Raw genomic sequence first — 18,661 nt, forward strand, 5'->3', positions numbered from 1 at the left:
TTCTTCTGCGTTCCGTCGCGACGGGTCACGTGAACCGGAGGTCGTAGTCGCCGCTCCGCTCCGGCACGTCGACGTTCCGGGTGACGTCTCCGAGCCCCGGCGCACGGGCCCGGAGGGTGTGTCCCGGCGCCGGGACGACCTGGCTGAACCGGAACCTTCCGTCGTCGTCGCTCGTCTCGGTCCGCCCGAGGGGATCGAGCCGTACCCAGGCCCCTGGCACCGGCTCACCGGCGGCGGTGCGGACGGTGCCGCCGAAGTCGATCAGCGTTTCGCGGGTGGCGAGATTCATGTCCTGCTGGTGGTCGACGACGGCCGCGGTCACGAGCGGCCCCTCGATGGGGAAGCCCATCGGCAGTTCGGTGGTGACGGTGAGATAGAACGCGGGACGCGGCGCGATCCCCATCGCCGCCCAGAAGTCGCCCGCGTGCTGGTTCGGGTCGAGCTGGGCGATCATCGTGGGCAGCGGGAAGACACGGTGCGGGCCGGCGAGCGCCCCCACCAGATACGCCTCAGGGATCCTTGGGAACCGGCTGACCCACCCCAGCGCCTGACCCAGCAGCCGGTGCTCCGCGACCACGCGCGCGGCGCCAATGACACCCGACGCCCAACTCGTCACGATGTACGAGCAGTTGGCCCGCAGCGGTGGGCGCCTCCGCACATATCCGCCCGTGCCACCGGCGCCGACCCGCTCGACGACGGGCACGGGGTCCCGTATCTCCCGGTTCTCCCGCACCTCGTACAGGAACAGGTCCACGGTCGCGTTCCCGGGCGCGAAAACCTTGTCCGGCGTCTCGAAACTCACGTCGGCGGCCCGGAGCTCAGGCATCTCGACAACCGGCGCATCGTGCAATAACCGCGCCAGAGCGCTGTCCAGGTCATGGAACATTGCTGTCTCACCTCCCCCGGAGTCTTTTCCGACTAGTGAATGCGCTTGGACCGCGACAGATGCAGGCATGCGGGTATCGCCACGACGTACTTGCCTTTGCGGATGTGATGGTGAACCATCTTGCCGCCGATCAGCGACTTGCACTCGGCCACCCGCGCGGTCCAGCCGAGCACTGCCGCGAGGTCTTTCGTCACTACCTTTCCTTTCCCCACCAAATGTGAGTGCATCGCGAAATGCTGACTGTACGCTTTCCAGAACTTTCGGCTACTGCGGAGGTAGCCCGCCGCATTGCTGTATTCTTCGAATCTCCCTTTTCTGCCGACCCAGGGAGCTTCCATGATCATTCGGTAGTCGACAGGAATGTCCAGCTGCTCACTGAGCTCCTTCGCCAGCTTCTTCAGCTCACTGGTCTTTCCCCTCGCCGGAACCTTGAAGTTTGGCAGCTTGCAGCGCAGCGCGCTTGCATGGCAGCTGCGAAACAGGAGGGCGAAGAACTCGCGCGCCCTTCCGAGCAGCTCACCCAAGCGTTCGCCGACTTTCGCCAGTCGCCCCTTCACGACAAGCGCTGCCTTGCGAATCCATTCGCCCGCCGCTCCGAGCGCCACGTGCACAGCCCGGAAAACAGACATGAAGGCACTGCCGCCGGACATCCTGCCGCCCAGCTTGCCCAGGACACCGAGCACCGCCCGCAGGCCCGCCTTCGCTCCGGTGAGCGCCGTTCCGCCACCGGCGGTGACGACTGCGAACACTGCCTCCCAGAGGACCTGCCCCACGGCTTTTCCGGCCTCGTCCCCGAAGGTCTCCTCGCTGCCCGGCTTGTTGACGGCGCGCACCAGGAACTCGGCTAGATTTCCGCCCTGCTCCCGGGCGATCTCCCGTGCGCTCTCCCCGAGCCCGGCGACCGCGTCGAGCAGCGGCCTCGGATCCCGAGCCAGCGCAACGACCTGTTCCACGACGGACTCCGCGCTGAGATGCGCGAAGGAATCCTTGAACCCCTGGATGGCGTGGGCGAGTTGCGGCGGGAATCCGCCGATCGCGTGGGCCACCTGGCCGAGCACGCCCCACAGACGGGGCACCAGTTTCCACACGTCGCGAATCAGCAGGAAGATGCCGAGCATGCCGTCCAGGAAGAAGCCCTTGGCGAGCCCTTTGAGGAAAGCAAGGTTGAATCCCGTGCTGCGGCCGGTGACCACCCCGGCGATCTTGTCCATCGCCTGGATCTTCTCGGCCGTGGAGATGTTCGGTGAGCGCAGTCGCGCCACGAATCCCCTCAGCCCGGCGTGGTACAGGGGCCAGAGCAGCCCGAGGGCCGGATCGGCGGGCAGCACGGAGATCGCCTCGGTCGCCCCCGCCAGCGCCTGGTCGAGGTACTTCTCCTTGTGCTCACGGCTCAGGTGCAGCCACACCTCACCGACGAGCCCGACGACGTTTCCGGTGAGCGCGTACATCGCCGCCCGCACCGGCCAGAAGGAGTCGTCCGCTGCCGTCCCCTGACGGTCGGTCGCCCGCTGCACAGCGGTCCGGCTCCCGCCGTCCGACTCCTGCTGCACGACGTGAACGAGTTCATGGGCCAGCAGCCGTCGCCCGGCAGGGGTGCCCGGGGCGTACTCACCGGAGCGGAATCCGATGTCGTGCCCGATCGTGTAGGCACGGGCCCGCAACGCCCGCGCCGTCGCGGAGGTGTCGCCACCGGTGTGCACACGCACCGCGCTCAGGTCCCGGCCCAGGCGGTCCTCGAAGAACGTCCGGTCCTCGTCCGTGAGGGGCTGTCCATTCGTAGCGGGACCGGCGACCCGTTCCATCGGTTCCGGCGGCTGCGGACTCTCCTCCTCCGCCTGCCGCTGGACCTGCCCACCGCAGCACTGGCCGGTGGAGGGTTCGCCCACCCGGTGTTCCGCGGTGGCGCACCTCTGACACAGCTGGGGGGCACCGCCCGCCCGCAGCGGCGTGATCCGGGGAGGTGGTCCCGTGAGATCGGGCTCGGGCCCGTTGTCGTTGCCGGGTGTCCGCAACACCTGCTCGGCGGCCCGTTCGGCCTCCCTTTCATGCGGGTCGCCGGGTCGGCTCACCCGCGTCTTGCGTTGGACGAGCGCTTCGGTCGCGCTGTTTCCGCCCGCTCGGCAGAGCTGGACCAGAGCCATCGGATCAAGCGTGCCGTTCTGGCCCGCGGACGCCCGCCGTTCGGCCTCGCGGACGGGCGGGGACGGCGCCTTTCGCTGCACGGTGGTCCTCATCGCGCCCTCACTCGCTCGAACAACTCCAGCTCCTCCCCCGCCACCACCCGCCCCGCTTTCGCGAGTTCGCGGGTCGTGGCGTGCAGGAGGTCCCGCAGGGTGACCGGTCGGGAGTCGGCTGCGGCGAGGTAGGCCGCGGCGAGTACGGCGTTGCGGATCGAGCCACCCGTGATCCTGAACTGGCGGGCCAGCAGCCCCAGTTCCAGGTCCGGGTCGCGTGGAGCCTCCGGCGGGAAGTGCAGGCGCCAGATGTCGGCGCGCTGGTGCTCGTCCGGGAAGGGGAACTCGACGACGAACTGCAGGCGACGCACGAACGCCTCGTCCATGTTGCGGCGCAGGTTGGTGGCGAGGACGGCCACGCCCTCGTAGCTCTCCAACTGTTGCAGGAGGTAGGCGATCTCGATGTTGGCGTACCGGTCGTGGGAGTCGCGCACCTCGGAGCGTCGCCCGAACAGCGCGTCGGCCTCGTCGAAGAACAGCACGGCGTCGGCGTGTTCGGCAGCGGCGAAGATGCGCCGCAGGTTCTTCTCCGTCTCTCCGATGTACTTGCTGACCACCCCGGCCAGGTCGATCTTGTAGAGGCCGAGTCCCAGTTCCGCCGCGATGATCTCGGCTGCCGTCGTCTTGCCGGTTCCCGGCGGACCGCAGAACAGGGCGGATGTGCCCTTGCCGAGGGTCTGTCGGCGTCCGAATCCCCATTCGTGCAGGACGAGTTGGCGGCATTCGACCTGGTGGCACAGCTCGCCCAGTTGTCGGCGCGTGTCCTCGGGCAGCACCAGGTCCGCCCAGCCGTGCACGGGCTCGATGGCGTGGGCCAGCTCCCCCAGTTCGGGGGCGGACTGCTCGCGGGCGGCTCGCGACAGGTCGGCGAGCGTGGGGGCGCTCGCCCCGGTGGCGGCCTGCGCGACCGCGGCCTCGATCAGGTCGTAGGTCAGGCGGTAGCGCCCGCCCAGTACGGCCGCCCAGTCCGCGCGCGCCGGCAGCCCCGCCCGCTCCAGGCAACGGCTCCAGTGCGCGCCCCGCTCCGGGGCCGCCGGGCGGGGAAACGCCACGTGGAACGCTCGCCCGGCCGCATCGGGACGTCCCGGCGAACCGGCGACGATCACGGCGCCCTGATATGCCGCCACCGCCCGGTCCCACGCCCGCCGCTGCGTCGTCCGCTCCTCGCCGAGCAGCGCGTCGTACGGCTCCGCGTAGACGACCGCCCCACGCAGCGACGCCTCCCGCAGCAGGATCCGGGGCCAGTCCCCTCCGCGGAGCGTGGCGGCGTCCAAGTCAGCGGTCAGCAAGGGACGTTCGGCTTCGGCGGCGAGCCGTTCGGCCGCTTGGCGACGGACACCACCAGGAGGGCCCGAGAAGTACAGCAGCAAGGGGTCCGCGCCGATCGGGCGGGGCAGCCGCCGGATCCCGGGCGGCAGCACGTCCGCGGGCACGGCAGCCGCCGCACTCGGGCAAGGCAGGAGCGCGCTGAACTCCCCTGCTTCGGGCCCCAGTTCATCGAACCCGAGCAGGTACTGCACCACCGCGCCGTCCGGCACCAGTGAGTGCGCGAGCACCGGCCACCGCGCGCCCTGCGACTCGTCACGGAGTTCGATCAGTCCGTGCCGGACGAGCGGGGCGTCGCCCGTCAGTCGCGCACGCCGCTCGAACCGCCCGGCCGGATCGGCGGACAGGAGGGTCAGCGCGAGGTCCACGCCGGGGCGCCGGCGGGAGACGTCGTCCTGGAGGAAGCCGTACAACCGCTCGTAACGCAGGTCGACCTCGGGTGCGAGCGCGATCAGGAGCAACCACAGATCGGTCTCGTCGAGGCCGTACGTACGCACCAGCCGGAGCAGCCGGGATCCGCCGTCGAGGGCGTCGGGCCCGACGAATCCGTCGAGCAGCGGCGGAGCGTCCCCGGTGGCGTGGGCCGGGGGTGTGTCCCAGGTGTCGAGCATCCTGCCGATGTCCGCCCGACTGATGTAGAGGCCGCGGAACGGATCGTCGGCCGCCTGTCCCCCGTACGCGGCCAGGACGCGCGCCACCGTGTCGCGCAGCAGGGCGTCGAGGCACCCCATCGCGTGAGCGAGATCGTCCGGATACGCGGTTCCCATCGCTGCCCCCGTGGGGATTCGGTGGCCGCCAACGCTAGGAGCGTGGTGTCATCGGTCCGTCACGCGGCCGTCAATCGTGCGCGCGTTCCCAGGAGTCGAGCCAGTCCTCGACCGCGGCGAGCACGTCCCGTCGCCCGGCCAGGAGCAGCGCCTCTCCCCCGGGCTCGCGGACGTCCAGGGTGCGCACGAGGCGGGCCCGCAGGCCGGGCGGCGCTCCCTCCCACCACACACTGATCAGCAGGACGGCACCGGGCGACGCGGGAACCTCGTCCATGACGATCCGCTCCTCGGAGGGCGTCGGCGAAGCCTTCACTGTCGCGCGGCCGCGTCACCGCACCGTCAGCGGCGGATCATCGGGGGAGGTCGGGGGCGAGTCGAGCGCGGACGTCCCGCGCAGCATCACCGCGAAACGGTCGGACGGCCGCACCCCCAGCTCCTCGCGCACCAACCGCTCGTAGGACGCGTAGTGCCGGCCGGCCTCCACCGCGTTCCCCTCGGCAAGGTGGACCGCGACGACCGCCCGGTGTCCGCTCTCGCGCAGGGGCTCGATGCGTACGCTCTCCAGCGCGGCCTCCAGGGCGAGCGCGTGGCAGCCCTGTTCCACGAGGCGGGCGGAGAGCGTGTCGAGCGCGTGCAGCCGCAGTTGCCGCAGCCGCTCACGTTCGAACATCACCCAGTCCTCGTCCCAGCCGGGCAGCAGTTCGCCGCCGCGCAGCCGTCCGAGCAGTGCCCGCACCTCGTCGCCCCGGCTCGGCATGGACACGAGGTCCAAGGCGGTGGACGCCAGGCCGTGCGCGTCGACCAGTACGCCGTCCGCGATGGTCAACGTGTCGTGGCCGCCGTCGACGAGCGGGCGGGGCGCGCGGCGGAGCCGCCACAGCGCGGTGCGCAGGCTGCCCTGCGCCCGCTCCTCGGCGACGTCCGGCCACAGGGTTCCGGCCAGGACGGTGCGGCTCGCCCGGCCGCGCAGCCCGAGGAAGGCCAGTACGCGCTGCCCGCCCGCGGTGACGTCGACATCGCGGCCCCCGCAGGAGAGTCGGAAACAGCCGAGGAGACGCAGCCGGGCGTCGGTGCCGGTCACCGTGGCGCCCCGGCCGCGCGCTCCGATCCCACCAGAGCGGCGCGGATCTCCTGGTGGACGGTCTTCGCCCGGTCGGGAGGCGCGTCGGCGGGCGCCGGGAGCAGGTCCCGGGAGTCCGCCGCCGCGACCGGCCGCGACCGTGGGAGGCGGCACTCACGGACGGGTGTCCGTCCCCGCCATCCACTCGTCGGGACGTCCATCTGTGATCCCCCTTCACGCGATGGCATTCCCCGGCATCCAGCACAGCGCCCGGCCCGCGCGCCCGCATCGGGGAACGCCCCCGACCGCTCACCGGCGCGCCGACGCCAGGCCGCTGAGCAACTGCCGCAGATCCGGCGCCGCTCGGGCCTCCCACGCGTCCACGCCGCGCAGGCGCAGCGCGCTCTCCAGGGCGAGTTGGGCGAGTTCGGCGCCCGGCCGGTCGACACGACGCGACAGCCGCACGAAGTCGAACCCCCCTCCCGTGGCCTCACCGGACCGCCACCGCTGCACGTCCAGCTGCATTCCGGCCCACCCGACCCTGGGCCAGTGACGCACCGCGACGGGGCCGAGGGCGCGGAGCGCGTGCAGGTCCCCCGGGCGATCCGCGCACGCGTCGAGGAAGGCCCACTGCTCCGCGCTGAGCAGCCCTCGCGGCGACGTTCCGCGCGCCAGCGTCCTTGCGACAAAGCCCTCCTCCCGGTACGCGGTCACCGTGGCCGTGAGGACGCGCCGCTCACCCCGCCACTCCTCCTCGACGCGGCCGGGCCGGTGTCCGGCGATCCGGGAGCGCCTGCACGGACGGAGTTCCGCGACGGCCTCGGCCTTCCGGTGCGGTGTCTCGCGCAGCCGCAGGACCACCCCGCCGTCCAGCAGCGGCAGCCGGTTCCCGGACGCGTCGATCCGTTCGCAGAACCAGAGCCGGCCGGGCGGGTGCGCGGCCGGCTCGCCGTCCCAGAGCCCTGCCGCGCGCGCCTGGGCCGGAGAGACCAGCACCTCGATGACGACGGCGTCGAGCCGGTCCGGTCCCCGCACGGTCGGCCTCCTCCCGCGTAGTCGGCGCTTGCCTCCATGAAGGCACCTGAGCGCGTCGACCCGCTGTCTCGCATCGGGGAACTCCCTCGGGGCAGTCAAGTTCCCTCGGGGATCAGCCCGGAAGGAGCACTCTGATGGGGGCGGGGTTGAGTGCGGGGGCGTCACCGCACGGACCACGGGGGGCGTGATGAACGAGACAGGAACCGTGCCCGGGGCGGCCGATCCGGACCACGGGGAGCCCGTCGGCCGGGAGCGCGAACGGATGCTGCTGCACGGCCTGTTGGACTCGCTGCCCGACCGGGGCGCGGCACTGTTGCTGCGGGGCGAGCCGGGCATCGGCAAGAGCACGCTGCTCGACGACGCCGCCGCACGGGCCGCCACCGGCTGCGGTACGCGGGTGCTGCGGGCCCGTGGCGTCGAGTCGGAGGCGGTGCTTCCGTACACGGTCCTCGCCGACCTGCTGCTGCCCCTGCGCGCATTCTTCAAGGAGGTGCCGCCCGCCCAGTGCCGGGCCCTCGAAGGGTGCCTCGCGCTCGCGGACGTCGCGGCACCCAATCCGTACGCCGTGTGCGCGGGGGCGCTCGGTGTGTTCGCGGCGGCGGGCGAGAAGGAGCCGCTGGTGGTGCTGGTGGACGATCTGCACTGGGCGGATCCCTCGTCCCGACGGGTGCTGCACTTCGTCGCACGACGTCTTGCCACCGAGCGGGTGGCGCTGGTGATGGCCGTGCGGGCGGAGGACGGCGACGTGGCGCCGTGGGAGGGCGTACCGCAGCTGGAGCTGGCCCCGCTGAGCGGTGCCGCGTGCCGGGAGCTGCTCCGTCGCCACGGCCTCGACCCGGCGACGCCCGCCGCCGCCCGGCTGATCCCGCTGAGCATGGGAAACCCTCTGGTCCTCGTGGAGTACGCGGACGCGCAGGCCCGCCTTCGGACGGACGCCGGGGATCCCACCCGCCCGGACTGGGAGACCCCGGGCCCCCTGGTCGAGCGGGCGTGGTGGGGCCGGATGCGGGCGCTCGCCCCGGAGTCGCGCGAGGCCCTGCTGTACGTCGCGGTGTGCAACGTTCCCGAGTACGGCCTGCTGGAGCGGGCCCTGGACGCGGCCGGGCTGTCGCTGGGCGCGTTGACGGCCGCCGAGGAGGCGGGCCTGGTGCGGGCGGGGCCCCAGGGATACGAGCTGCGGCATCCGGTGTTGCGGCCGCTGGTCCTCGCGCACGGCCCGGCGCCGCTGAGGCTGCGTGCGTACCGGGTGCTCGCGGACCTGTCGTCGGGGGAACTGCGCACGTGGTACCGGGCGAGTGCGGTGTCGGGCCCGGACGAGTCGGTGGCCGGAGCGCTCGCCGAGAGCGCGGAACGGGCGCGGCGCCACGGTGCACTCGCGGCGTCGGCGCGGGCCTGGCACCGGGCTGCCGAGCTGTCACCCGCCGCGCGGGACAGGGCCGTACGGTACTTGAACGCCGCGGAGGACGCCTTCCACAGCGGCGGCACGACCGACGCCGCCCAGTGGTGCGAGGAGGCGCTGCGGCACAGCACCGATCCGGCCCTGACCGCCGCCGTCGAGCTGCTGCGCGGCCAGGCGCGCAGCTGGCTCGGCGATCCGGGCGGCGCACACCGGCTGCTGATGGAGGCGGGCGCCGCGGCCGGGACGGCGGCGCCGACGTGGGCGTGCGCACTGTACGGCGCGGCCGTCATGCCGGCGGCGATGAGCGGCCGTATCCGCCGGGCCGCCGAGACCGCCGACCGGTGCGCGGCACTGGCGAGCGCCCTGGGGACGGGGCCGGAGCTGCGGCTGGGCCGGGTTCTCCGGGCGAACACACTGGCGTTGTCCGGCCAGGTGCGACGAGCGCGTCCGCTGCTGCGCGCCGCACACGCGGCGATGCGGGGCGACTGGCCGGTCCAGGACGGGCAGTTGGCGGTCCTGATCGGGCAGGCGCTGTCCTGGGTCGACGACGAGGAAGCGTCTCGCGCGGTGCTGGACGCCGTGATCGACCGGGCCCGGCGCGACGGTCTGCCGGCCCTGCTGCCGTTCGCGCTGGTCGAGCGGACCGAGACGGAGTCGTGGGGCCGCTGGGCCGCGGCCCGCGCGGACGCGACGGAGGCGCTGCGCTGGGGGCAGGAGTTCGGACACACCGCGATGACCGGCTACGCGCTGACGTCGCTGGCCCGTCTGGAGGGGCTGCGCGGCGAACGGGCCGCCTGTGAGGAACACATCGCCTCGTTCGAGCGGCACTGCGGCGAGGGCGTTCCGGGGCTGGAGGTCTTCGCGCAGTCCGCGCTCGGTTCGGCGGCGCTCACCGCCGGGGACCCCGATCCGTGCCGTGGACACCTGGAGCGGGCGTTCGCCGCGGCGGACCGCATGGGCCTGGCCAACCCCAACCTCATGCCTTTCGTCGCCGACCTGGCCGAGGCGCACCACCGCACGGGCAGCCGCGACCGGGCCGTGCAGCTCACCCACTGGCTGGACGAGCGGGCCCGCGCCACGGGTCTGGCCTGGCCGACCGCGGCGCACGCCCGGTGCCGGGCATTCCTGGCGGGTGACGCCGACGACGTGATGCGCTGGCTGGCCTGCGCGGAGCGGGCGCACACACGGCGGTCCATGCCCTACGAGCTGGCCCGCACCCGCCTGGTGTGCGGCCAGGCACTGCGCCGACTGCGCCGACCGGCCGCGGCCCGCGAACCGTTGCAGGCGGCGCACCGAGGGTTCACCGCGTTGGGCGCCGCGACGTGGGCGGCCCGCGCGGCGGCCGAACTCGCGGCGGCGGGCCACCCCTCGGCGAGCCCCTCCGAACGGCCGCCCCCGGTCGACCTGTTGACCGCGCAGGAACTCCAGGTGGCCCGCGCGATCGGATCCGGACTGAGCAACGTCGAAGCGGCGACGGCCCTGTTCATCTCCCGCAAGACGGTCGAGGCCCACCTCACCCGCGTCTACCGCAAACTCGGCCTGCGCTCCCGCTCCGAACTGGCGCGGTGCCTGGCGCGGACGGGGGACGTCGACTGAGCACCGCATGGACCACACCCCCTGGGTACCCGCCCCCTCACCCGCGCGCCGCCACCCCACCACACCCACCCCATGGTCACCTGGAAACCGACTCAACGGGACCGAGCACCCGTCGGCCCGCCGCACCGGCGCTCGCCGATCCGAGGGAGATGTTGTCGTCATGGCCTTCGCGGACGCGTTCGTGGATCAGCTGGACCCGGAGATGTGCGTCGTCACCGCCGAGGCCGGTGGCGAGCGGGCGGGGTGTCTGGTCGGGTTCTCCTCGCAGTGTTCGATCCGCCCCGTGCGCTACGTCGTGTGGCTGTCGAAGGTCAATCGGACGTACGCGGTCGCGGAGAACGCCGACCACCTCGCCGTGCACCTGCTGGGGCGCGACCAGTACGCGCTGGCCCGGCTGTTCGGCGGCGAGAGCGGGGACCGCGTGGACAAGTTCGCGGAGGTCGAGTGGGGGCGTGGGCCGCGCGGGACCGTGGTGCTCGGGGCGGTGCGGGCCTGGCTGGTGGGCCGGGTGGTGAACCGGCTCGACGACGGCGATCACGTGGGGTTCGTACTCACTCCGGAGGCGGCGGGCGAGGGCGGTGCGGCCGGACGGCAGCCGTTCCGGCTCTCCGACGCCGAGGGCATCGCTCCCGGCCACCCGGTCGACTGAGGCCGCGCGGCGTCGGGGCGGGACGGACCGCGCCATCGGGTCAGGCGTGGCGTGACGGCGGCGGGGCGTCGTCGTCGCCCTGCGGGCACAGCACCGTGATGCCCGAGCGGCGGGCGGTGTCCTCGGCGAACAGCAGGTGGGCGGCCTCGGCCATCCCGACCCGGTGCGTCACGAGATCGGCCGGGCGCAGCACCCCGCGTTCGACCAGGTCGAGCAGTTCCGGGTAGTCGCTCGCGGCCATGCCGTGGCTGCCCAGGACATCGAGCTCCCAGGCCAGTACGCGATCCAGCGGAATCGCCGGGGGCGGTCCGGCGAGGAGCCCGATCTGCACATGGCGTCCGCGGCGGCGCAGCGACCGGATGCTCGTGTCGATCACCTCCGACGCGCCGACCGCGTCGACGGCGACGTGGGCTCCGCCGCCGGTGAGTGCGACGATCTCCGCGACCGTGTCGTCCGAGGCGGTCAGTACGTGTTCGGCTCCGGCCTTGGCCGCGAGCGCCAGCGCCGCGGCGGAGCGGTCGATCGCGATCGGCCGCGCGCCGAGCGCGACGGCGATCATGACGGCGCTGAGTCCGACTCCCCCGGCTCCGAAGACGGCGATCCACTCGCCGGGCCGCACCCGCCCGCGCGCGGACACGGCGCGGTAGGCGGTGGCGAACCGGCAGCCGAGGCCAGCGGCCGCGGCGTCGGGGACGGCCTCGGGGACCGCCACCAGGTTCGTGTCGGCGGCCCGCACGGCGACCAGTTCGGCGTGCGAACCCCAGTGGGTGAAGCCGGGTTGGGTCTGGTCGGGACAGACCTGCGCGTTCCCGCCTTCGCACCACTCGCAGGTCCCGCACCCGTTGACGAAGGGGGCGGTCACCCGGTCGCCGACGGACCAGTTCCGGACGCTCGCGCCGACGGCCTCGACGCGGCCGACGAACTCGTGTCCGGGGATCTGCGGCACGCTCACCGTGTCGTCGTGGCCGGACCAGGCGTGCCGGTCGCTGCGGCACAGGCCGGACGCCGCGACGCGGATCACCGCGCCGTCCCGCGGGACCTGCGGGTCGGGAACCGTCTCGACGGCGACGGGGCCGCCGAAGCGGTGGTAACGCAGCGCCTTCACTTCTTCCTCCTCCAGCACGGGCCGTACTCCTGCGACGCACGGTAGCCGCCGGGAGCAGCTGATCAAGGAAGCCCCTCACCAGGTGCGCCCTTGATCAGGTACCCCCTTCACCGGGTGGGTTCCGGGTCCGTCGGCGACTGCGCGTACGGGGTCGACGTGGGCGGGGAGGAGGGGGACGGGACCGAGGTGGACGGCGTCGCCGGGTTCGGGACGGGCGAGTTGGACGACGTCGACGGGCTGGGCGTCGGCCGGTGGTCGGGGGTGGTCGTGGACGAGGGTGCGGCGGGCGGTACGGGGGTGCGGTCCGGGGCCGGGTCCGGGCTCCACGTGACGTAGCCGACGGCGAGGGCCCCGGCCGCGGCGAGTCCGGCGACCGGGAGGACGTACCGCCGGCGCAGGTCGCGGAGCCGGGGCAGTCGGCGCGGCCGCGGGCCGGGCGGCCGGGCCGGGCGCAGCGCCCGTACGGTGACGCCGTCGGCGCGCGCGGCGAGCGCCTCGCGCAGGCGCTGTTCCACCGGGCGTTCGGATCGGCCGGCCGGGCGGTCGGACGGCGTACGGGGAGTCATATCCGGCCCTCCAGGCTCTTTTCGAGCGCGTCCAGGGCACGGCTGGCGTTGGACTTCACCGCGCCTTTGCTGATGCCGAGGGTGGCGGCTATCTCGGCCTCGCTGAGGTCGGCCCAGTAGCGCAGGACGAGGACCTCGCGGCGGCGCGGTGTGAGGCGGGACAGCGCGGCGAGGACTTCCCGGTGCGCCTCGTCGAGGACGACGGAGTCCTCCGCGGACGGGGCCTCACCGGCCGGTGGCGGGGTCCACGCGCGGGCCGTTCGGCGGCGGCGCAGCACCGAGCGTGCGGTGTTGACGACCGCGGTGCGCAGGTAGCCGAGCGCGTTGTCGACCTGCGTGATGTGTTCGCCGTGGCGGCGGTAGAGGGCGGTGAACGCGTCCTGCACCACGTCCTCGGCGGTGGCCAGGTCGTCCACGAGCAGCACCGCGAGGCGCACCATGCGCAGCCGGTGCGCGTGGTACAGCTCGCCGACGGTGGGTGGGCGGTCGAGGTCCCGGGGCGGGACGGCGCCGTGGGTGTGCGCGTACGCGGTGGTGGTCCGGCCCGGCGCGTCGATGGCCGGGCCGGGGGCCTCTTCGAGGGTGGACCGGTCGCGTCGCAGCAGCCCCCGCAGCACATCCCGCCACCGGGGGCGGGCGTGGCCGTGCATGAGCGCGAACGGCCTTGTTGGCGGGGCGAGTTCGTTGACTGCGGGGGTGTGCACAGGGTTCCTCGGGTCGTGCCGGGTCAGCGGTGCGAGCGGCGGCGTACGGCGAAGAGGGTTCCCGCGCCCGCGGCGACGAGTACGGCGGCTCCGGCGCCCAGGACGGCGGTGGTCGTGTCCGAGGACCCAGTATGGGCGAGCTCGTCGTCGTTGGGGGCGGGCGCGGGTGTGCCGGGCTCGGTGGGGGCGGCGCTCGGCACCTCGGTCGCGGCGGCGTCCCCCTTGGCGTCGGGGGTGGCGGGCTCGGCCGACGGGGGCGGGGTGCTCTCGGCCGGCTGCGGGACGCTGGTGGCGGGCGCCGAGGGGGCCGGGCTCGGCGTCCCGGTGGGAGCGGCCGAGGCGCTGGTCGACGACTGCGCCGGTGTGGCGTGGGCGGTGGGGATCGCGGCCAGGGCGGCCAGCAGGCCGGTGGCCACGACGGCACTGCGCACGGGAACGAAGTGGTTCACGGTCGTACTCCTCGGTCGGGGCGAGGATGCCGGAGGGCACCCTTCACCCCCACACGACGCGCGAGTCCGGGGCGGGTTGCCGCGGTCGCGGAAAAATCTTGCCCCGATGTCCGGCGGTGCGGTGACCGGCGGTCGACACGATGCACGCGCGGCCCTCACGAAATCCCCATCGTGTTCGTTTCCGCATCGGGTAGCTGCGGTGGAGGTCCGCGTGACCACTCTCGAAGAACAACTCCCCGTAGAACAGCATTCGAAGAACGGAGCCGACGCTCTGATGGAGCACATGTCCCCGCACCCCCACCTCGCCGCGGAGTTCGAGTCCGCCGCCGACTGGTCGGGGTGGATAGGCGATCACACCACGGCACTGATCGGGGTGCCGCTGCGCATCGCGCTCATCGTGGTCGTCCTGCTGCTGCTTCGCATCGCGGCGAGGAAGGCCATCACCAGGGTGGTGCAGCGCATCCTCGAACCGGCCGGCGACGAGAACGGTTCGGAGCGCGCTTCCTTCAGGTTGTCGGGGCGCGCCCCCGCCCTGTTGCAGCGGGACCGGTCGTACGCGCGCCAGCGCCGTGAGCAGCGCGCCCGCACGATCGGGTCCGTGCTGAGCAGCGCGGTGACCATCCTGCTGTTCATGCTCGGCGTGGCCATGGTCCTGGACCAGGTCGGGATCGCTCTCGGCCCGCTGCTGGCCAGCGCGGGAGTCGTCGGTCTCGCGATCGGGTTCGGCGCGCAGAGCCTGGTCGCCGACTATCTGTCGGGCCTGCTCATCATGCTGGAGGACCAGTACGGCGTCGGTGACTCGGTGGACCTCGGCGAGGCCGTCGGCACCGTGGAGCACGTCGGCCTGCGCCTCACCCACGTGCGTGACCTCAACGGCGGTCTGTGGCACATCCGCAACGGGGAGATCCTGCGCGTCCGCAACGACAGCCAGGAATGGGCGCGCGCCGTCCTGGACATCCCCGTCGCCCCGGACGCCAACCTGGACACCGTGTACGGCGTGCTGGAGCAGTCCGGTCAGTCCCTGCGCGAGGACCCGGCGTTCAAGGACATCCTGCTGGAGGACCCCGCCGTGTGGGGTGTCCAGTCGCTGGACGCCGCGACGGGCGCGGTGGTGCGCCTCGCGGTCAAGACCGTGCCGCTCCAACAGTGGTCCGTGACACGGGAGTTGCGCCGCCGGACGATGGAGGCGCTGGACAGGGCGGGCATCGACATCCACGTGCCGCAGCACACCGTCTGGATGCGCGGCGGTTCCAGGGCCGACGAGCCGGAGCCCGCGCCTTCCCCGCGCTGACCGCCCGGGGCCCGGCACACGCGAAGGGCGTTCAGTACCACCAGACGAGCACGCCACCCAGGAGAAGCGCCAGGCAGATGCCCACGTTGGTGCGCCAGTACGCGAGGAACAGCGCCACGAATTCGCGGATCATCGCGCTGGGCCAGAAGTACGCGGCGGTCGGGGCGCCCACGACGTGCCCGCGCACCCCGACCCTGCGGGCGGTCACCGCGGCACGGAACACGTGGTAGTTGTTCGTCACCATCACGCAGCGGTAGTCCGGCCTGGCCTTCTCCATCAGCGCCTTGCTGAACCTGAGGTTCTCGTCGGTGCTCGTCGAGCGGTCCTCGCGCTCGATCAGCTCCGCCGGGAACCCGCGCTCCACGAGGTAGTCGGCCATGGCGTGGGACTCCGGCAGCTCCTCGTCCGGGCCCTGGCCGCCCGAGGTGAGCAGCACCGGCCGCCTGCCCCGCTTCGACAGCGCGGTGTGCAGCCGGTGGGCCCGGTCGAGGCGGCTCGCCAGCAGCGGAGGCACCGTGGAACCGTTCACCAGGCCCGAGCCGAGCACCACCACGTAATCGGTCCGCCGCCGCAGGTGGAGGCGTCCGTAGAGGAACGCGTAGACGATGAAACAGAGGAAGAGGAAGGCGATGTAGCCCGCCAGGGCCATCGCCGTGCCCGCCACCACCAGCAGGGTGCGGGTCTGCCGGATCAGCGCCACGACCAGCAGCACGAGCAGTCCCGCGAGGGCGGCCCCCGCCAGCAGGGACATCAGGTTCGCGGGACTTCTGCCCTCCTTGCGCAGCATGGTCACGCCGTTGGCGATCAGGAACCCGGCCAGGACGGCGACGCAGAGCATCGCGAGGGCGACGAGCAGGACGACGACCGTCCTGTTCAACTCCCGCCCCTCACGGACGAGTTCGAGCACCCACGGGGCCAGCGCGAACACCGCCGACAGCCCGAGGAGCACGGCGTTGCTGAATCGGCGACGCTCGCGCACCACTCCGAAGCAGAACATCAGGAAGAAGAGGACCGCCGGAGCGTAGACCAACATGCGCACATGCTAGGCGTTTCCGGCGCCCCTCCTCGCACGGGAGCCCTCCCCCGTCGCCGCCGCCCCGGCCCCTGGGCGGACGGGACCCCGGCGTGAGGGCACAATGACTGCTGAGTCACCGCGCGGCCCCCGCCCGGTGGGCTCGGACACGTGTCAGGGAGAGGGCTAGGAGCACCGGTGGCTGGTTCGGCGTACGACCGTCTGCGTGCCGACATCGTGGCGGGAGACATTCCGCCCGGCGAGCATCTCGGCGAGGCGGCGCTGGCCGAACGCTACGGGGTGTCGCGCACACCCATCCGCGAGGCGCTGCGCCGCCTGGAGCAGGACGGTCTGGTGGAGCGGATCGGCCGGCAGATGCACGTCCGGCTGCACCGACCCGAGGAGATCCTCGACATCTACGAGGTGCGGATCATCCTCGAGGAGTCCGCGGGCCGCGGCGCGGCCCTGCGGCACACTCCGCTCGACCTCGGCCGACTGGAGCGGGCGTACGAGGACATGCGCGGCGTGGCCCCGCACGACCACGCCGAACAGGCCCGCACCAACCGCGTGTTCCACGAGCGGCTGCGCGACGCCAGCCACAGCCCCACCCTCATCGATCTGCTGGACCGGCTCGGCGACCATCTGCGCCGCTACCCGCAGACGACGCTGAGTCACCCGGGCCGGTGGGAAGCCGTCCTGCGGGAGACCGAGGACCTGCTCGCGGCCGTACGTGAGCGCCGCGCGGACGACGCGGCCCGGATCGCGGCCGAGCACATGGCGGCGGCCCGCGACATCCGGCTGGCCATGTACACGGCGGCGGAGGAAGCCGAAGGCCACGGCCGCCACTGACCCTCCTCGGCGGTCCGGCGGCGCGCCGGGCCGCCGTCACTTTTCCAGGGCACCACCCCGGCCGCGGGCCGGCCTTCCCCCTCGAATTCGGTGCAGCCCCCTTGCGCACCCCACATCATTGGGCATACAACTGGCGCTCGTTGCATACAAAGGCATGCAACGAGCGCCACGGCGTTCTCCACGCCCCGTGGGAGCACCCCGAGAAGCGCCCGCGCAGCACACCGGCCCAGCACGGAACGAGGTACCAATGAGCGAGCAGTGGGACGTCATCGTCGTCGGCGGCGGCAACGCCGGCTTCAGCGCCGCGCACGCGGCGGCGCAGGACGGTGGTCGCGTACTCCTGTTGGAGAAGGCCCCCCGCGCCTGGATGGGTGGCAACTCGTACTTCACCGCCGGTGCCATGCGCACCGTCCACGGCGGCCTGGACGACCTCGGCCCGCTGGTCGAGGGGATGACGGAGGACCGCCAGGACCGCACCGACCTCGCCCCGTACACCGCCGAGGACTTCACGGCCGACCTCCAGCGCGTGTCCCGGGGGCGCACGGACCCGGAGCTGTCCGGCATCCTCGCCGCCGAGTCCCGGCAGACCATCGAGTGGCTGCACCGCACGGGCCTGCGCTTCGAGTTGATGTACCACCGCCAGGCGTACGAGGTCGACGGACGGTTCCGGTTCTGGGGCGGTCTCGCGGTCGGCGTCGTGGGCGGCGGCAAGGGCATGATCGCCCAGCACCTGGCCGCCGCCGAGGCGGGTGGCGTCACCGTCCGCTTCGACGCCCGCGTGTCCGGGCTGCTGACCGGGGAGGCGGGCGAGGTCACGGGGGTGACCGTCGCCGGGGCGGACGGGCCCGAGGAACTGCGGGCCCGCGCCACCGTGCTGACCAGCGGCGGCTTCGAGGCCAATCCGCAGATGCGGGCCGGTTACCTCGGCGCCGGGTGGGACCTGGCGCTGGTCCGCGGCACGCCGTACAACACGGGTGACGGCATCCGCATGGCGCTGGACGCGGGTGCGCAGCCCTACGGCAACTGGAGCGGCTGCCACTCGGTCGCCTGGGACGCGGGCGCCCCCGCCACCGGCGATCTGGAGCTGACCAACCAACTGACGCGCGGCGGCTACCCGTTCGGGGTCGTCGTCAACACCGAGGGGCGGCGCTTCGTCGACGAGGGCGCGGACTTCCGCAACTACACCTACGCCAAGTACGGCGCGGAGATCCTCAAGCAGCCCGGCAGCACCGCCGTGCAGGTCTTCGACGCCAAGTCGGCGCCGCTGCTGCGCCCGGAGGAGTACCTGTCCGAGGGCGTCACCCACCACACCGCCGACACCCTGGAGGAGCTCGCGGAGCTGATCGGCGTCGACCAGGCCCAGTTCCTCGCCACGCTGAAGGAGTACAACGCGGGCGTCACCGACGAGCCCTTCGACCCGACGGTCAAGGACGGCAAGCGGACCGTCGGCGTCACCCCGCCCAAGTCCAACTGGGCGCAGCCGATCGACACCGCCCCGTACCACGCCTACCCCGTCACCTGCGGCATCACCTTCACCTTCGGCGGCGTGCGGATCGACGCGCAGGCCCGGGTCCTCGACACCTCCGGCCACGCGGTGCCCGGTCTCTACGCTGCCGGTGAACTGGTCGGCGGGCTCTTCTACTTCAACTACCCGGGCGGCTCCGGCCTGACGGCGGGTTCCGTCTTCGGCCGCCGTGCCGGCCGCGCCGCCGTCGCCGACCGCGGCTGAGGTC

The 18,661-nt window shown here is 72.9% G+C and carries 16 protein-coding genes; 5 read left to right on the forward strand and 11 right to left on the reverse strand.

Going from position 1 to position 18,661, the window contains the following annotated elements; translation table 11 throughout:
* Window positions 1–25: 25 nt before the first annotated feature.
* From ACYBSK_RS23425 to ACYBSK_RS23450, 6 genes are all read right to left on the reverse strand, one after another.
* Entirely contained in the window at window positions 26–826 is an 801-nt protein-coding gene (locus ACYBSK_RS23425; protein ID WP_460243200.1) for a Pvc16 family protein, read from the reverse strand.
* Between the two features lie 92 nt (window positions 827–918).
* A complete protein-coding gene (locus ACYBSK_RS23430) occupies window positions 919–3,120 on the reverse strand; it encodes an eCIS core domain-containing protein (protein WP_460243201.1) in 2,202 nt (733 codons plus the stop codon).
* Entirely contained in the window at window positions 3,117–5,213 is a 2,097-nt protein-coding gene (locus ACYBSK_RS23435) for an ATP-binding protein (protein WP_460243202.1), read from the reverse strand. Before ACYBSK_RS23435 ends, ACYBSK_RS23430 begins: the two co-directional genes overlap by 4 nt.
* Window positions 5,214–5,283: 70 nt before the next feature.
* Window positions 5,284–5,487: a hypothetical protein gene (locus ACYBSK_RS23440; RefSeq protein ID WP_457479194.1), complete on the reverse strand. Its 204-nt coding sequence runs from the start codon at window positions 5,485–5,487 to the stop codon at window positions 5,284–5,286.
* A 54-nt stretch (window positions 5,488–5,541) separates the two neighbouring features.
* Complete coding sequence (locus ACYBSK_RS23445) at window positions 5,542–6,294, reverse strand: AfsR/SARP family transcriptional regulator (protein ID WP_457479195.1); 753 nt, start codon at window positions 6,292–6,294, stop codon at window positions 5,542–5,544.
* Window positions 6,295–6,582: 288 nt separating this feature from the next.
* On the reverse strand, window positions 6,583–7,308 hold the full coding sequence (locus tag ACYBSK_RS23450) for a hypothetical protein (protein ID WP_460243203.1): 726 nt from the start codon (window positions 7,306–7,308) through the stop codon (window positions 6,583–6,585).
* Between the two features lie 187 nt (window positions 7,309–7,495).
* Between ACYBSK_RS23450 and ACYBSK_RS23455 the strand changes: the two genes are divergently transcribed.
* Both ACYBSK_RS23455 and ACYBSK_RS23460 read left to right on the forward strand, forming a co-directional pair.
* Window positions 7,496–10,303, forward strand: a complete 2,808-nt coding sequence (locus tag ACYBSK_RS23455) for a helix-turn-helix transcriptional regulator (RefSeq protein WP_460243204.1) — start codon at window positions 7,496–7,498, stop codon at window positions 10,301–10,303.
* 160 nt (window positions 10,304–10,463) lie between these two features.
* On the forward strand, window positions 10,464–10,952 hold the full coding sequence (locus ACYBSK_RS23460; RefSeq protein ID WP_460243205.1) for a flavin reductase family protein: 489 nt from the start codon (window positions 10,464–10,466) through the stop codon (window positions 10,950–10,952).
* A 40-nt stretch (window positions 10,953–10,992) separates the two neighbouring features.
* Here the strand turns inward: ACYBSK_RS23460 and ACYBSK_RS23465 are convergent, their stop codons facing one another.
* From ACYBSK_RS23465 to ACYBSK_RS23480, 4 genes are all read right to left on the reverse strand, one after another.
* Window positions 10,993–12,057 carry a zinc-binding dehydrogenase gene (locus ACYBSK_RS23465; protein WP_460247082.1) on the reverse strand — a complete coding sequence of 355 codons (1,065 nt, stop codon included), beginning with the start codon at window positions 12,055–12,057 and terminating at the stop codon, window positions 10,993–10,995.
* A gap of 107 nt (window positions 12,058–12,164) precedes the next feature.
* Entirely contained in the window at window positions 12,165–12,623 is a 459-nt protein-coding gene (locus ACYBSK_RS23470; RefSeq protein WP_460243206.1) for a hypothetical protein, read from the reverse strand.
* Window positions 12,620–13,327: an RNA polymerase sigma factor gene (locus tag ACYBSK_RS23475; protein ID WP_460243207.1), complete on the reverse strand. Its 708-nt coding sequence runs from the start codon at window positions 13,325–13,327 to the stop codon at window positions 12,620–12,622. The genes ACYBSK_RS23470 and ACYBSK_RS23475 overlap by 4 nt, the downstream gene beginning before the upstream one ends.
* 23 nt (window positions 13,328–13,350) lie before the next feature.
* A complete protein-coding gene (locus tag ACYBSK_RS23480) occupies window positions 13,351–13,776 on the reverse strand; it encodes an LAETG motif-containing sortase-dependent surface protein (protein ID WP_457479201.1) in 426 nt (141 codons plus the stop codon).
* Window positions 13,777–13,987: 211 nt separating this feature from the next.
* Between ACYBSK_RS23480 and ACYBSK_RS23485 the strand changes: the two genes are divergently transcribed.
* Window positions 13,988–15,067: a mechanosensitive ion channel family protein gene (locus ACYBSK_RS23485; RefSeq protein WP_460243208.1), complete on the forward strand. Its 1,080-nt coding sequence runs from the start codon at window positions 13,988–13,990 to the stop codon at window positions 15,065–15,067.
* Between the two features lie 31 nt (window positions 15,068–15,098).
* Here the strand turns inward: ACYBSK_RS23485 and ACYBSK_RS23490 are convergent, their stop codons facing one another.
* Window positions 15,099–16,100: a YdcF family protein gene (locus ACYBSK_RS23490; protein WP_457479203.1), complete on the reverse strand. Its 1,002-nt coding sequence runs from the start codon at window positions 16,098–16,100 to the stop codon at window positions 15,099–15,101.
* A gap of 177 nt (window positions 16,101–16,277) precedes the next feature.
* On the opposite strand from ACYBSK_RS23490, the gene ACYBSK_RS23495 reads away from it, so the two are divergent.
* Both ACYBSK_RS23495 and tcuA read left to right on the forward strand, forming a co-directional pair.
* Window positions 16,278–16,928: a GntR family transcriptional regulator gene (locus tag ACYBSK_RS23495; protein WP_457479204.1), complete on the forward strand. Its 651-nt coding sequence runs from the start codon at window positions 16,278–16,280 to the stop codon at window positions 16,926–16,928.
* A 247-nt stretch (window positions 16,929–17,175) separates the two neighbouring features.
* Window positions 17,176–18,657 carry an FAD-dependent tricarballylate dehydrogenase TcuA gene (tcuA, locus tag ACYBSK_RS23500; protein ID WP_460243209.1) on the forward strand — a complete coding sequence of 494 codons (1,482 nt, stop codon included), beginning with the start codon at window positions 17,176–17,178 and terminating at the stop codon, window positions 18,655–18,657.
* Window positions 18,658–18,661 lie beyond the last annotated feature (4 nt).

The organism is Streptomyces sp. BYX5S (assembly GCF_054724165.1).